This is a genomic window from Desulforhopalus vacuolatus, assembly GCF_016918505.1.
Lineage (GTDB): Bacteria > Desulfobacterota > Desulfobulbia > Desulfobulbales > Desulfocapsaceae > Desulforhopalus > Desulforhopalus vacuolatus.
On record NZ_JAFFPZ010000008.1, the window covers coordinates 140,184 to 155,876 of the forward strand.

Genomic DNA, 15,693 nt, shown 5'->3' on the forward strand with positions numbered 1-15,693 from the left:
AATAATATGCTTGTAATTCTATTATCAGTACACTATTATAGAATTTTATTAAATAGTTTTTCACTTATTGTGGCGTCGAAGAAAAAAATGTTTAACGTCAGGTATTGGCGGGAACGTATAACACTCAACAAAGGAGAAGAGACATGCCAGAATTTGGATCGCCTTTTTCAGGATTGGCTAAAGATAAAAAGCTTACAGATCAAGAACTTATCAGAGCAATAAGATTTATGGTGGCCGCAGAGTATGAAGCAGTTCAACTGTACATGCAGCTTGCGGAGTCAACAGACAACAAGCTTGCCATTGAAGTGCTCAAAGATATAGCTGACGAAGAACTCGTCCATGCCGGAGAGTTTTTGAGATTGCTTCATGAGCTTGCTCCAGATGAAAAAAAATTCTATGCAGAGGGTGCTGAAGAGGTAGAAGAAGAAATCAAGAAAATGAAGTGAGGGTTCTTTGAAACAACCTGCCTTTCGTTCATATTCGAGACACAGGAAAAAATGTATACAGGATTTGATATCGGAGTCTGGCGTTTACCTTCGAGGGTAATTTTTTTCCTGTACCAAAGAAAATGGGCGAAAGACTGGTTATTCAAGGAACCCTTATGGTTGGCAGCAAAAAGCTATGGGGCACATTCACAACAAGAGTAATAAAACTGACACCGTATAAAACGAATCAAGAATAAAGGGGCAATTTATCTTTACGTTAGAGAACAGGAGAAAACATGAAGCATATTTTAATTATTATGATTTCATTCCTGCTTAATGGTTGCTTAAGTATGCCTGAGACCGTAACACCAATACAAAAATTCGAATTAGATAAATACCTGGGTACGTGGTATGAAATTGCACGACTTGATCACTCTTTTGAAAGAGGATTAACTAAAGTATCTGCTGAATATACTCTTCGAAAAGATGGTGGTGTTTCTGTTTTGAATAGAGGCTTTTCTCAATCGAAAGGTGAATGGAAAGAAGCAGAAGGGAAAGCTTATTTTGTCAATTCTGCTGATGAAGGCTTCCTGAAAGTTTCATTCTTTGGTCCATTTTATGGATCTTATATTATCTTTGATGTAGACAAAAAAAATTATCAATACGCATTTGTCTCAGGGCCAAATGTATCATATTTATGGTTGCTTTCGAGAACACCAGATGTAAAAAATGAAGTAAGAGAAAAATTTATGAAAAGATCTCAAGAACTTGGTTTTGATACTGAAAATTTAATCTGGGTTGAGCATTAATCCGCACATGAAGAACAAAGATATAGAAGCATCAACGTAACGCTCCCCTTTTCACTAGTGATATTTTCTAAACAAGAAAATAATCGTGACCTGTCCCCTGTTTCGCCAATCTTAAATTTTCAAAACTCAATTTTAAAAAATATATAATATACTGTATCATAATCATATCGAAAATGTATAATTTATATGGTATCTTGGAACCGTTTTTATTTCGTTCTCCATGTGAAATCTATACATTTCGCAATACAATTTAATTTCCTACAGGAAACATTATGCCGAGAAGTAAAAAAGCTTTTAAAATTCCCCCAAAAAAATATCAACCCAAAGGGCTTTCTGTTCTCTATGAAGATCATGATATTCTGGTTGTAGATAAAACGAATGGCCTTTTGACAGTAAGTACTGACAAAATAAAAGAAGATACTGCTTATTATCATTTAACTGATTACGTAAAAAAAGGGGTTCAGAAATCAACAAACCGGGTATTTATTGTGCACCGTCTGGATAGAGACACTTCAGGTATTTTGGTTTTTGCAAAAAATGAGTATTCTAAACGTTTTCTTCAAGACGAATGGCATGAATTTAAAAAAAAGTACTATGCTGTAGTCCATGGAACGTTATCGGATACAGAAGGGATAATCACTTCATATCTTGTGGAAAATCGTGCGTACAGGATGTATTCTGTTAAGGATCCCGAAAAAGGCAAGCTCGCGAAGACCGGATATAAAGTTCTGAAAGAATCAAAAAAATACAGTTTGCTGGAAATAGATCTTCTTACCGGAAGGAAAAATCAAATTCGGGTTCATTTCGCGGAAAAAGGCTTCCCCGTGGTTGGAGATAAAATGTATGGGGATAAGGAAAAGAACAAAGGAATTAAAAGACTTGCACTTCATTCAACGTCCTTAACCATATTACATCCTGTTACAAAAGAAAAAATGACCTTTGAAACAGATCTCCCTGATTATTTCAAATCACTTATGAAAAAATAATAAAAATTAAAACGAAATTCACCGCGAAGAACACAAAGAAAGGCAAAAGAATTTGAGAAGATCCACACAGTTTTCTGTCAGGCTCTTCACATAAATCTGGGAATTATACTGGAGACGTAAAGATATCTCACCTTCAATAAAACCGAGGATATAAATTATGGAATCAAAAAAAATAGTTGTTATAGGTGGTTCTGCCGCAGGTGCCAAGGCCGCCGCCAAAGCCAGAAGGCTTGATGAATTTGCTGAAATCACTCTTGTCCAGAAAGCACCAGATCTTTCCATGGCTTCGTGCGGGTATCCCTACTATGTTGGCGGCGTTTTTGATGACCGCAACCTTTTGCTCTGCACACCAACCGGGGTTCCCCGTGATCCGGCTTTTTTCGACAAGGCCAAGGCCATTAAAGCCCTCGTGGAAACAGAGGTTATGACAATTGATCGCAAAGAAAAGAAGGTAGTTTGCCGCAATGTCAAAACCGGCGATGAACAGACCATTTCCTACGACAAGTTGATTATCAGCACCGGGGCAAAACCCAACATGCCACCAATCCCCGGCATCGATCTTGACGGTATCACCAACCTTCAGAGTATGGCAGATACTGATTACCTGCGTCATATATGTGACGAAAAAAAAATCAAACAGGCGGTCATTATTGGCGGTGGATTGATTGGAGTTGAGACCTGCGAAGCACTGCGTCTCGCGGGACTCGAAGTTACAGTTGTCGAAGCACTTGACCAGGTTTTGACCTTTCTTGACTGGGATCTGGCTCACCTGGTTGAAAACCATATCCAGAGTAAAGGAGTGCAGGTTTTAACTTCTAATGGTGTGAAAAATTTCATCGGTAAAGATGGTAAACTTACGGGTGTTGAACTTGCAGATGGGACGGTTATCAACTGCGAGCTTGCCGTTATGGCAATCGGAGTACGCCCTAACAGTGATCTCGCCAGAACTGCCGGTCTTGCAACCGGTAAATTCGGTGGCATTACAGTCAACCAGTACATGCAGACCTCTGACCCCGATATTTATGCCGCCGGTGACTGTGTTGAGATCCCCAGTATTATGAGCGGTGAACCGGTTTTTGCTCCGATGGGCGATCTTGCCAACCTTGAAGGCCGGGTAGCAGGAGAAAATGTCATCAATGGTAATTGTGTTACCTTTCCCGGTACCAGTCATACAGGTATCTGCAAGATTTTTGATTTTGCTGCCGGTTCGACCGGCCTGTCGACTAAAGCCGCCGAGCGCATGGGCCTGACCGACTACCAGACGGTGGTCAATGCCAGTCCGGATAAACCAGGGTTCATGGGCGCGAAAATTCTTGTATCGAAAATGCTGGTCAGCACCAGGGACCAGCGCATCCTCGGCTATCAGTGTGTGGGAGCGGGCGATGTCAGTAAACAGATTGCCACCGCTGCCATGGCTGTCAAAGGCAAGTTAACGGTAGAAGACCTGATCAATATTGATCTGCCTTATGCACCATCGTTTTCCCTCGCCATTGATCATTTTATTGCTTCAGCCCATATCATGCAAAACAAACTCAAGGGCCGCATGACGGGGATCTCAGCTGTAGAGGTATGGAAGAAAAGAGAGAACGGCGAACAACCATACTTCCTGGACGGCCGCAGCCCGGGTGAATATGAAGAGATGCAGCTCGGCATCGGCGAGCACCTCATTCCCATTGGCGCCTTACGTTCTCGTCTGGATGAGCTTCCGGCAGATAAAAATGCAGAAATTATCTGTTTCTGCAAGGTATCGCTTCGCGGGTATGAGGCAGAACTCGTCCTCCGGGCTCACGGGTACACGAATGTCAAGGTTATGGAGGGAGGTATCATGGCGTGGCCGTATCCCCGTAAAAAATGAGGGCTTAAACAGGAAAAAGATGCGGGCAGAGTCTGAGAGCAGGAGTACAAGCACCTGAGCTTATCCCATGTCATTATTATTATCCCGAAGAGGCGGCACTGACCAGTTCAGTGCCACCTCTTCGTTGATGTATCCCCCCATGGTTTATTGACCAGAGAACTCAACTGCGTGGACATCTTTTTTGGCGATTACGAAGGGATAAACAGGATGTAAAATTGATCTCATTGTAGAAATGTCCGTTGTGCTGGAGACGCCCCAATTGGTCGTCTCTACAAAGACTGTCTCCTTTCTCCTGTCTCCCTTTTCCCGTCCCTGCCTTTGAATCCTTCAATACAAAATGTAAATGGTGTGACTGATACCATTTACATTTTGTATTGACCAGAGAACGCAACTGCGTAGACATCTTTTTTGGCGATTGCGAATGAGTACTAATTCGTGTTTATCCGTGGTTCCTTTTGCAATTTGTAACCACGAATAGACACGAATTTTCACGAACAGGGACAACACATTAAACGAAAACGTTTGTATCCGAATTTAAGCCGTACAGTGCACCAGGATTATGAATCAACTTTGGGAGTCATTCGAAAGTCGGGGTTAAGCTTTTTACACTCTAATATTCCGTGTCTTCCGTGGTTTACCAGGAGCATGAGAACAGACCCTGCTCCAGATGGATCGATAAGCAGAAACAATACATTGCCACAATACTCATGTAGTTTGCTACCACGGAAAACACGGAAGGACACGGAAAACATCAATTACCTCAAAGCAATCACAAGGGCATTCTCTTATGTTTTTTTCAGTAATAATTCGTGTTTATTCGTGTCCATTCGTGGTTCCTTTTGTCGTTTGTAACTACGAATGGATAAACAGGATGCAAAACGGGTTACAACTTAATAGGAATGGTATGATAGGCTCTCACCATTAAGGAGGTTTTATCTCTGCTATTGGAGCAGATTGCCTGCGGCAGCTTTTTGCAAGGCACTTAAGGTCTCAGGGTCGTTGAATAACTTTTTACATAAACTGCATTTACGATATGTTACAATATCTCTTGATTTCATTCCAAGGTACGAGGCGATGGGAGTAATGCCCATGGTACGAATACAGTTATAAAGAATATTGTTTTCACTCCTGGTCAACAACTGGTCCACTGACCAGTCGTTCAGGCTGCCCAGTCGGAAAAAGTTGGTGGAACTGAAATGACTGCCTGCATCACAACAGGCATACATGGTCAGGTCCGGGGCCAGATAGGGGTTCATCTGGCAGCAATTATCCTGGTAATCGGTGAAAAGAGGCTGCTGGCTGAAGTCCTCTGCCCGTCCCGCGTAGATAATTGGCTCTGGAAAAAATTTGACGTTATTGTCCCGCAGATACTGTTCGAAAGGATCATCCAGTTCTGAAAAATCAGTTATAAAAGAAATAAAGGAATCAACTCCTGCCTCCTGACAGGCTTCTGTCGCATAGAGTACCTGCTGTTTCGGCACATGCTGCTGATGCCACCTGCTGTAGCTCAGGCGCAGCTGGCAAAGACCAGATTGCTTGAGCAAATGCAGTTTTTCTCTGGCTTGCTCGGGTGTTTTGGCCCAGGAGCTGTTGGTTACCACCCGGGTATATATTTTTTTTTCAGAACAGAGATTGATCAGTTCCAGGAGATCCTCCAGGTAGATAAAGGGCTCTCCTGCGGTAAAACTGATTCCCTTCACCTCTGCCGTGGCCATCTCGCGGATAATATCCCTGGCACGAGCCAGTTCCATTTTACGAGCAACAGGAGTCTCTCCTGCTGCAACGCAGTGGGAGCAACGAATGTTGCAGCGGGTGGAGTAGCCAAATGCGATTTTTCTCATCAGTTTTCCGGTTGTTTTATGTTTTTTTTGAGGTCTTTTTTGGGTTTATCTGGTGGCAACATCTGCCAGAGGATTGGCCGGACAACTGCTTTTTTGGGAGGATGAAACCTTCAAACTCAATATAACAGGATCAATGTGCAATGAACACGTCTGAAGATCGTTTGAACGAAAAACTCCAAAATATTTCGAATCGTCTCGTTGAATTAACAAAAGAAAACAACCAGTTAACGTCGAATATCATCAATCTGGCGGAAAAAAGAAATACGATGACCGAAGAACGCACACAACGCACCAGGGACCAGTCAGAATTAAATCACCACAACACTGATCTTGCGGAAGAGCGCACCAGCCTCTCCGAGAAGCGGACGGTTCTGGCGCAGGAGCGGACTGAACTGGCTGAATCACGAACTGATTTTTCCATATATCGTTCAATTCTGGCAAAGGGTCGAACTGAACTGGCGTTCATTCGAACCGGTTTTTCATTCATTGCCCTGGGAATTGGCCTGATGCGATATTTTGGCTTCGGTCCCTGGACGACACTCGATGCGGGTATTGTGGTCATTGGTGCAGTCTCAGGTCTATACGGCAGTACTCGCTTCATAACCACGATGAAATTCCAGCGTATTTACGATCGCAAGATGAAAGCCTTTCTCGCCTCTGAACTCGAGGGTGTAGACAAAAAATGAGACGACCTTTCTCTTTCCCCGTCCTCCTGTTACCTTTTTTTCGTTCTCTCCGGTTTTATACGTAATTTCAGTGTGTTAATTATACGAAAAAGAGTGAGCTGCCAATATGGTTACGTCACCATAACCTGATCCGAAGTTACCATGCCACAACAGGGTGCCAGCACTCGCTGCCCCCCACTCTCTCTTACAAGGTACCAGGTCACGGCCTTTCAAGCAGGAAGGTCTCAGACTGAGATTGCTGATGCACTGAATCCTTCTAATACCATTTACATTTTGTATTGACCAGAGAACGCAACTGCGTAAACATCTTTTTTGGCGATTGCGAATGAGTACTAATTCGTGTTTATCCGTGGTTCCTTTTGCAATTTGTAACCACGAATAGACACGAATTTTCACGAACAGGGACAACACATTAAACGAAAACGTTTGTATCCGAAGTTAAGCCGTACAGTGCACCAGGAGTATTAATCAACTTTGGGAGTCATTCGAAAGTCGGGGTTAAGCGTTTTACACTCTAATATTCCGTGTCTTCCGTGGTTTACCAGGAGCATGAGAACAGACCCTGCTCCAGATGGATCGATAAGCAGAAACAATACATTGCCACAATACTCATGTAGTTTGCTACCACGGAAAACACGGAAGGACACGGAAAACATCAATTACCTCAAAGCAACCACAAGGGCATTCTCTTATGGGTTCCTTATGGTTTTTTCAGTAATAATTCGTGTTTATTCGTGTCCATTCGTGGTTCCTTTTGTCGTTTGTAACCACGAATGGATAAACAGGATGCAAAACGGGTTACAACTTAATAGGAATGGTATCAGAGTAGAAAATAATATTTTTGACAGAATCAGGGGGTGTAAGGAGATATCGACACGGGACAATGGCAGTAATTTTACTGCTCACGCCAATATCAATGAACGTCATTCCATTAATATCTTTTTTGCGAAACTATACGCAAACTGGCAGAGAGAAAAAAATAGAAATACCACTGGCAGACTCAGAAGAATCTGGTCGAAAAAAAATAACAAGAGAACTCTTTCTCAAGAAGAGAGAGACAAGGGGGTTCTGTTGTTGAATTTGATCCCGAGAAGGTAACTTCTCAAGAAATCGGGAAGAACGAAAGGAGGAAGACAGGAGGATGGGGAAGGAGAAATGAGGTGAAACATTTTTTGCATCGCAAAGAACGCGAAGAAAGACAAAAAACATTTAATAACAAAGAGTTAGTCGAAACTAAACCGGGAAGGACGGAAAAAGTGGAGCCAGAAGAAAGGAGACAGGAGGACGGAAAAATCAAAAAGCAGGAAAGCAGATTTTCTTTTCACCTCGAAGAACACGAAACATACTGCAATTACATGCGTCCCGGCTTATTGAGAACGTCCCGAGAAAGGCCTTAAAGGTGCTGACATCTCTTGAAATATTCACTGGAAAACGTGTTGTATTTATTCCTTGAATTCAGCAGTTTTTGTGTTGCTGTGGAGGATGATTTCGATAGCCAGAATCGCGTCATAGACCAAAATAAAACACAATTTTTTGACGTTTATGATAATATATTACTGGTCTAATCCAAAAAAAAATTTCCCTGCCTTCCTGCCTCACAGAGGTATTTCTGATTGCCAGTCAACAGCAGCAGGTCCTTCACTCAGTCATGGCAGGCGTATCTTCTGCCATCTCAGATTTTTGAGGCGTCTCGATATTAGCGGAAACGTAACGATAACGCCTGGAACGTGTGGATTCCTGTTTTTCGTTTTCAACAGCAATTTAACACTACAGCAAGGAGGTTATGCATGAAATACACACCTTACATGCTTCACAACTACAAAAGTATTCGCCAATTGCAATCCGTTTCACCCGAAATTATCGAGGCAATCGAGGTTGTCGGCTCAGTGCTGCCGTTTAAAACCAATAACTATGTGGTCAATAACCTCATCGATTGGAACAATATCCCGGATGATCCGATGTTCAAGCTGACATTTCCGCAAAAGGAAATGCTTATTCCGGAACATTTCACAGAAATGGCATCCGCCATTAAAAACAATGTCGGGAAAACACAGATAAAGGAAATCGCAAACAAAATCCGTTTGGAATTGAACCCTCATCCAGCCGGCCAAATCGAATACAATGTTCCCTCAATCGAGGGCGAAAAAATTTACGGCATGCAGCATAAATATCGGGAAACGGTTCTGTTTTTCCCCAGCCAGGGCCAGACATGCCATGCGTACTGTACATTCTGTTTTCGCTGGCCCCAGTTTGTCGGGATAGAAGATTTAAAGTTCGCCTCCAGAGAGGTTGAACTGTTAGTGAAATATGTCAAAGAACATAAAGAGGTAACCGATGTGTTGTTCACCGGCGGCGATCCTTTGATTATGAAAACAACGCATCTTGAAACCTATATTCGGGCATTGCTGGATGCCGACATTCCGAATTTGAGGCACATCCGGATCGGAACCAAATCACTTTCTTACTGGCCTTATCGATTTTTGACCGATACTGATGCGGATGATCTGCTGCGGCTGTTTGAAGAGGTCAAAGGCGCCGGAAAACATCTGGCGATTATGGCGCATTTCAATCATCCGGCGGAACTCAAGAGCGACGCAGTTACCAAAGCGATTAAAAGGATTTTAAAGACTGGCGCCGTCATCCGGACCCAGTCTCCGATTCTCAGACACATCAACGACTCCGCAACAGTCTGGGGAAATATGCTCAGGAGGCAGATCGCGCTCGGATGCATCCCCTACTACATGTTCATCGTCAGAAATACTGGCGCGCAACATTATTTTTCCATTCCGCTGGTTGAAGCCTGGCATATTTTTCAGGAAACCTATCAGTCGATCAGCGGGATTTGCAGAACGCTGCGCGGACCAAGCATGTCCTGTATTCCAGGTAAGATTCAGATACTGGGGGTAGCGGACGTGAAAGGAGAAAAAGCTCTGGCACTCAGAATGATTCAGGGAAGAAATCCGGACTGGGTAGCGCGTCCGTTTTTTGCAAAATATGATGAAAAGGCCACCTGGTACAATGAGCTGAAGCCTGCGTTTGGAGAGGAAAAGTTTTTCTTCTCCGATGAACTTGAAAAGAGGTTAGATACCGATGCATTGGAGGCAGGCTGCGAGTAACCGTTCTGTTCAAGAAACCCCTTAGAAAAACGTTTTAGGTCCCTTCGCTTCAATGTTTTCGCCATCTCCTTTTTATTTCAAGAAAATCGATTATCTGGTATCTTTCTTCTATGGAGAGATGCCTGTGAGTGTTACCGGTACCTTGAAGAATAATGTCAAGACATAAGGAGAAAATACATGGAAAAAGTAAAATCAATTGCAATCACTGGGGCCAGTGGTTTCGTCGGTTCTCACTTGTGTCAGATTTTTAAGAAAAACGGCTGGGAAATAACACCCCTCGGCCGTAAAGAATTTGCCTCCACAGCAGAAGAACTTGCTAAAATCATACAGGGGGTTGATGTCATAGTAAACCTGGCCGGGGCTCCTGTAGTCGGTCGGTGGAGTGAGAAGTATAAAAAAATTTTATACGACAGCAGAGTCACTCTCACAAGCAAACTGATTCGTGCCTGCAATCTGTTGGATACGCCTCCTTCTACGTTCCTTTCTGTTTCTGCCGCCGGTTGTTATACCGAAACAGGAAGCCATACTGAAGAGGATAATGTCCTGGCTGACGATTTTCTCGGAAAACTGACCCGCAACTGGGAGCATGAAGCTTTAAAAGCTAAAGAATTTGGCAGCCGCACAGTTATTTTTCGTTTTGGTATTGTTTTAGGAAAGGGAGGAGGTGTCCTGGGGCAGATGCTTTTGCCTTTTAAACTTGGTTTGGGAGGCACCATTGGTGATGGCAGTCAGGCTCTTTCCTGGATACATATAAAAGATTTGGTTCGGATTTTTGAAGCTGCAATTAATGATTCGACCTATGAAGGTATCTATAATTTAACAGCGCCTCATCCAACAACCAATCTTGAATTCACCAAAGCTCTCGGCAAAGCTCTTTCAAGACCAACCATTTTACCCGTTCCCGTTTTTCTCCTTCGTCTCGTCTATGGCGAAGGGGCAAAGGTCATCACTTCCGGGCAGACAGCTCTTCCCAAAAGGTTGCTGGACCGTGGTTTTCAATTTGATTTTCCTTTTATTGATGAAGCAGTTTCTGACTGCATAAAATAGCAGGTAGAATTTATATGCGGATTTGGGATATAAACCCTGGTTTCCTCAATGATCAAAGTCTTTTAGGAGAACATCGCGAACTGCATGGTATTCATTCCATTATCAGCAAGGGCAAGTCCGGGTATTCCCGTCACCCGGAAACCCTTCGCTGGTATTCTCATTTGTCTGCGCTGGTAATTCGCCATGAGTTACTCGTTGAAGAGATGAAATTGCGGGAATTTAACCACTACAGCCCACTTCACAGAGATACGAGGAGTTTTGAATGGCCGACAATTTTTATTGATTCCCCCGCAGCGCAATACAGACTGCTTCAGAAAAAGTATGTCAGAAAAAAACAGGGGCGTATCTCTTTGCCACGGAATATCCAGGAATTATGGGCAGCCCATAAATATTCCGTTATGGCCAGAAGCCCTTCCATCTGCAAAGAAATCGGTAAAAGAGTGGCTGCTGAAGAAATTACTTTCGATGCTTTATCAGAAAAGCTCGTGCTTTTTCTACGTACCCTGCCCCCTCAGGAACGCATTACGAATGCAGTCTTCCATATGTGGGGCTATATTTCCGATTATTCACTGGTGAATCCTCAAGAGCTGACAAACATTGAGTTGCTCCAGAAAATTCAGAAAAAATCCAGGGAATATAATATCGATTATCTCCTTCACTCCACGGCCCTCAGTGAATTAATGTTCTATGCCCGATGGCCTTCATTTCTGGAAGAATAGCTCCTTCAGCGCGGGAGAAGACGGGAGTTACCACCGTTCCCTCCATGATCTTCAACGACTTGACCCGTCTCGTCGGTGCCTGGTCTGTTGAGGAGGACAAGAAGGTGCTCTCTCAACTCTCGAAAGGAGAGCAGCGCAGCCAAAACCCTTCACTGTCATAATCTCCAGCCATATAACCCGCCTGTATTACATCCCGCAGAACGCCACAATACAACGAAAAAAATGCCATCTCTCTGGCCCTCCTCACCCCGCCCTTCACTATTGTTCCCCCGTGACCTCTTTTCACACCGGCCTTGAGCACTGTTGTCACTGGTTCAACTCGTAAAGAATCGGGGGTACCCTTGATTTTTGAGAAATGACGAGTACAACAGGCTGTGTCTTTCCAGCTGTCAATTTTAGCTTTGCTATTCATCATCAAAATAGCTTATATATACAACCAGCTGATATTCCATGTAAAAGACTACTTTACATGGTGAGACCTTACAAAAAACCGGTTGCCACAATGGATAACTTACCTATACTTAGGTGCTACTAAGTTACTTGTTATTATGAAAAATTATTTATATGTTCGAAGTAGATCCTGCACCTCTACGCAGGGAAGGCTTCAACTAGAATACTGGAGGCATCATGGCAACACTTAATACCCTCAGGGCAGGTGACAAAGCAAGGATCACTGCGGTGAACTGCGAATCTGCACTGAGAGGTCGTTTCTACTCTTTTGGTGTCGTCAAAGGGGCAAAACTTGAGGTGACAGAAATCACCCTTGCCCGTCAGACGATGGATATTATCATCAACAAAAGTAAAATTGCGCTGCGTATCTCAGAAGCCAAACGCATTGATACGGAACTGATTGAAAAGATGTCACCAGTCGAGAGAATGATCCCTCTTGAAAAAAGGGACGACAGAGACCCCGTCATTGAGCACAAGGGAGGAACGCTGATACGAATTGCCCTTGCCGGACAACCCAATGTCGGAAAGAGCAGTTTGATCAACTCAATCTCCGATGCGCGGCTGCGGGTTGGCAACTTCGCCGGAGTAACGGTTGAAAAGAAGATGGTGACCTTCAACTACCGCAACTACACCCTTGAAATCACTGATCTGCCTGGTTCTTATTCCCTGAACGACTACACTCCTGAGGAGAGAGTGACCAAGGAGTTCCTTGACAGGGCACAGAAGTACGACATCATTCTCAATGTTGCCGACTCCACCAATCTTGAACGTAATCTCTATCTCACGTATGAACTCCTCTCTCTCGACCGAAAAATGCTTCTCGCTCTTAATATGAGCGATGAGGCGGAGAAGGAACAAATTGTCATTGACGAGGAGCTGCTTTCCGGCCTGCTCGGCATCCCATGCGTGAAAACCAGTGCCGTAAAGCGTACCGGTCTTGAGACACTGGTGGAAACTGTTATCAGAGTTTTTGCAGAGGATTTGAAACCGTCGAAGGTGATTTTTTCCGATCTGGTGGAGAGGGAAATCGAAAAGATTACAAACTTTCTCTCCAAAGCAAATTCTCCAGATCTTGACAAACACAATTCATACCGGGCAAGTGCCATTAAAATACTTGCAGGCGATAAGCAGATCTATGAGACTCTGCATGACAAACCGGTGTGGGCGCAGGTTCAGCCAATTCTTGATGCCTCCTGGGAGAAAATCTATCTGAAATACAACTCCCGGGATATTGAGGATATTTTCAACGATGAAAAATTTTCTTTCTGCAAAGGAGCAATCACCGAAGTATCCATCTCTAAAAAGGAGGAGCGCCGTTCCCTGTCGGCAACGCTGGACATCCTTTTCCTCAACAAATACATCGGACTTCCCATTTTTCTGGTTTTGATGTGGGGACTTTTCCAGGCGACCTTTGTCATCGGGCAGATTCCCATGGAATGGATAGAGAGTGGCGTCACCTGGCTGCAAAATACAACTGTTCAGGTCCTTGGCGAAAATTCTCTCTCCGATATGATCTCAAACGGAGCCATCGGCGGGGTAGGAGCAGTGGTTTCCTTTATCCCCAACATCATGATTCTCTTCCTTGGTATCGCTCTGCTGGAGACTACCGGCTACATGAGCCGGGCGGCCTTTCTGCTCGACGGTTTTCTGCACCACTTCGGCCTGCATGGGAAATCTTTTATCCCGCTGATTACAGGTTTCGGCTGCTCTGTTCCCGCCTATATGGCAGCACGTACCTTAAAAAACCGCAGTGACCAGCTGTTGACTCTCTTCACCGTGAGTTTCATGTCCTGCGGAGCGAAACTGCCTACCTACATCCTCTTCACCGGGGCTTTTTTCAGCAAGGAAAGCGCGGGGAACGCCCTCTTCGGGATCTATGTCGGCGGAGCCTTTATCGGTCTTCTCTCGGCCCTGGTTCTGAAGAAAACGGTTTTCAAAGGAAGAAATGAACCCTTTGTCATGGAGATGCCAAAATATCGCATGCCGTCGTTTCAACTGGTGAACAGCATGGTGATGAACCAGACGATGATGTATTTTAAAAAGGCTGGAACATATATTCTCGCCGTCTCAATTCTGGTATGGGCTGCAAGTTCCTACCCGAAACAGCTGCACCTGGACGAGGCGTTCAATATACAAATTGCCGGGTATGATCATCAGATCGAACAACTCCAGGCTCAACCGGAGAGTGAAACTGCTCAGGTGAAACTGGCTGAGCTTCATACCGCAAAAGAGACTCTCGGGAACAAGCATGCTGAAGAGAATCTTGGGAACTCTTATCTCGGCAAGATAGGCAAATTCTCCGAGCCCTTCTTCAGACCTCTCGGCTACGACTGGAAAATGGCCGTTGCACTGGAAGCCGGACTGGCGGCAAAAGAGGTGGTTGTTTCCACCCTGAGCGTGCTCTACAACATGGGAGATGACGTTGATGAGACATCTGTGGGGCTCATTGAAAATATTCGCAAAAATATCCCGTTTCCGGTGGCGGTCTCCTTTATCGTCTTCGTAATGCTTTATCTGCCCTGCATTGCTTCGTCGATGGTTTTTGTGAAGGAGAGCGGCGGCTGGAAATATCTTGGATACCAGTTTGCCTACACTACCGCAGTGGCATGGATTTTCTCTTTCATCGCCTTTCATGTAACGACGCTGCTCACATAAGGGGACCTTGAAACAGCTTGTATTTCGTTCATATTCGAGGCGCAGGAGGAAATTTATCACAGGTATATTAGTACCTTAGAAATTATTTCCGTGTTTTTCCGAAAAAAATTTCGTGAAGGTTCTTATACCGACTTACCGTTCATCATCAGTGTAGTTGATATCGGAGTCTGGCGCTTACCTCCGAGGATAAATTTTTGACTGTAACGAAGAAGATGGGCGATTATTCAAGGGACCCATAATCAGGGGATACGGCATCCTCCCGCCAGGATGGCTGAAGGATGGCACACCCGAGGAGAAAAAGATGACAGTATATTCGATTCTAGTCTGGATTATCGTTGCAATCGCCGCGATCTATATGCTTATCCGTCTTTACAGGACATTTTCCGGCAAAGGTGGCTGTGGTAACAGGGGAAAACAAAAAGATATCCGGACGTCGGCAACTACCGGCAAGAAACTGAAAACGCCCTTTCCCATGGCCTCGCCAAGAACAAAAAATGAAAAGAAATGAAGGGCAAAAATGAAGGGCAAGAGTGTATGGAGCTCTTCTCCTGCAACCTCAGCGGGTAATTTTTCCCGCTGACACATCAGACATCCCACATAATAAAAAAAGCCACCTTCCGAAAGAAGGCGGCTTTTTTTATTATCTTCCCGGTATAGACTTCGCTTTCGTACAGTCTGCACTGCTTCAGGGCTTTGTCTTGTGCCCTTCTCAGCAAATTTTCGTCTGGCGATTGCTGAGACATAAGCATCGCAGGGATCATATTCCCCTTCGGTAGAAATACATCACCATCGGTGAAAAATCAGCACAGCAGTGATTCCAGCAATGCTGTTGTAGAGACAAGGCATGCCTTGTCTACACGGTGACGATAAAGGTAACGGTAACGGTAACGGTGCAACCGTAACCGAATCCGGGAACACCGATAACCCATGAAATAATACACGCCACGTTGTCACCACGTGGTAATGACGGTAGAATTCAGTGGTGTCCGGTTAGAAAATTGCATGTTTCTTTTTTAACCGTTTTCGTGGTCGTGGACTGCATTTTCGTTTGTGTATTTGCATAGCTGCTGCCTGTTCTGCTGCCTGCTGTCTTGCTTCATTACG

The 15,693-nt window shown here is 44.3% G+C and carries 13 protein-coding genes; 12 read left to right on the plus strand and 1 reads right to left on the minus strand.

The annotated features are described in order from the left end of the window. Positions 1-143: 143 nt before the first annotated feature. The 4 genes from JWG39_RS07440 to JWG39_RS07455 all read left to right on the plus strand — a co-directional run bounded on the left by JWG39_RS07440 (position 144) and on the right by JWG39_RS07455 (position 4,075). A complete protein-coding gene (locus JWG39_RS07440) occupies positions 144-446 on the plus strand; it encodes a ferritin family protein (RefSeq protein WP_205218753.1) in 303 nt (100 codons plus the stop codon). A gap of 275 nt (positions 447-721) precedes the next feature. Continuing rightward, on the plus strand, positions 722-1,234 hold the full coding sequence (locus tag JWG39_RS07445) for a lipocalin family protein (RefSeq protein ID WP_205218754.1): 513 nt from the start codon (positions 722-724) through the stop codon (positions 1,232-1,234). Between the two features lie 272 nt (positions 1,235-1,506). Further along, positions 1,507-2,220, plus strand: a complete 714-nt coding sequence (locus JWG39_RS07450; RefSeq protein WP_205218755.1) for an RluA family pseudouridine synthase — start codon at positions 1,507-1,509, stop codon at positions 2,218-2,220. 157 nt (positions 2,221-2,377) lie between these two features. Next, positions 2,378-4,075, plus strand: coding sequence for an FAD-dependent oxidoreductase (locus tag JWG39_RS07455; RefSeq protein ID WP_205218756.1), 1,698 nt, complete (start codon positions 2,378-2,380; stop codon positions 4,073-4,075). A gap of 941 nt (positions 4,076-5,016) precedes the next feature. Here JWG39_RS07455 and JWG39_RS07460 read toward each other — a convergent pair. After that, complete coding sequence (locus JWG39_RS07460) at positions 5,017-5,916, minus strand: radical SAM protein (RefSeq protein ID WP_205218757.1); 900 nt, start codon at positions 5,914-5,916, stop codon at positions 5,017-5,019. Positions 5,917-6,056: 140 nt separating this feature from the next. On the opposite strand from JWG39_RS07460, the gene JWG39_RS07465 reads away from it, so the two are divergent. From JWG39_RS07465 to JWG39_RS07500, 8 genes are all read left to right on the plus strand, one after another. Beyond that, positions 6,057-6,602, plus strand: coding sequence for a DUF202 domain-containing protein (locus JWG39_RS07465; protein ID WP_205218758.1), 546 nt, complete (start codon positions 6,057-6,059; stop codon positions 6,600-6,602). Positions 6,603-7,762: 1,160 nt separating this feature from the next. Continuing rightward, positions 7,763-7,999, plus strand: a complete 237-nt coding sequence (locus JWG39_RS07470; protein WP_205218759.1) for a hypothetical protein — start codon at positions 7,763-7,765, stop codon at positions 7,997-7,999. Positions 8,000-8,389: 390 nt separating this feature from the next. Beyond that, complete coding sequence (locus tag JWG39_RS07475; protein ID WP_205218760.1) at positions 8,390-9,718, plus strand: KamA family radical SAM protein; 1,329 nt, start codon at positions 8,390-8,392, stop codon at positions 9,716-9,718. A 177-nt stretch (positions 9,719-9,895) separates the two neighbouring features. After that, entirely contained in the window at positions 9,896-10,765 is an 870-nt protein-coding gene (locus JWG39_RS07480; protein WP_205218761.1) for a TIGR01777 family oxidoreductase, read from the plus strand. A 14-nt stretch (positions 10,766-10,779) separates the two neighbouring features. Continuing rightward, on the plus strand, positions 10,780-11,484 hold the full coding sequence (locus JWG39_RS07485) for a DUF1722 domain-containing protein (RefSeq protein ID WP_205218762.1): 705 nt from the start codon (positions 10,780-10,782) through the stop codon (positions 11,482-11,484). Next, the gene (locus tag JWG39_RS07490; protein ID WP_205218763.1) at positions 11,460-11,645 is read left to right on the plus strand and encodes a hypothetical protein; all 186 of its coding nucleotides are present in this window, start codon (positions 11,460-11,462) and stop codon (positions 11,643-11,645) included. Before JWG39_RS07485 ends, JWG39_RS07490 begins: the two co-directional genes overlap by 25 nt. A 466-nt stretch (positions 11,646-12,111) precedes the next feature. After that, positions 12,112-14,589, plus strand: a complete 2,478-nt coding sequence (gene feoB, locus JWG39_RS07495; RefSeq protein WP_205218764.1) for a ferrous iron transport protein B — start codon at positions 12,112-12,114, stop codon at positions 14,587-14,589. Positions 14,590-14,890: 301 nt separating this feature from the next. After that, positions 14,891-15,097 (plus strand): hypothetical protein, encoded by a 207-nt coding sequence (locus tag JWG39_RS07500; RefSeq protein WP_205218765.1) that lies wholly within the window; start codon positions 14,891-14,893, stop codon positions 15,095-15,097. Positions 15,098-15,693: the final 596 nt, after the last annotated feature.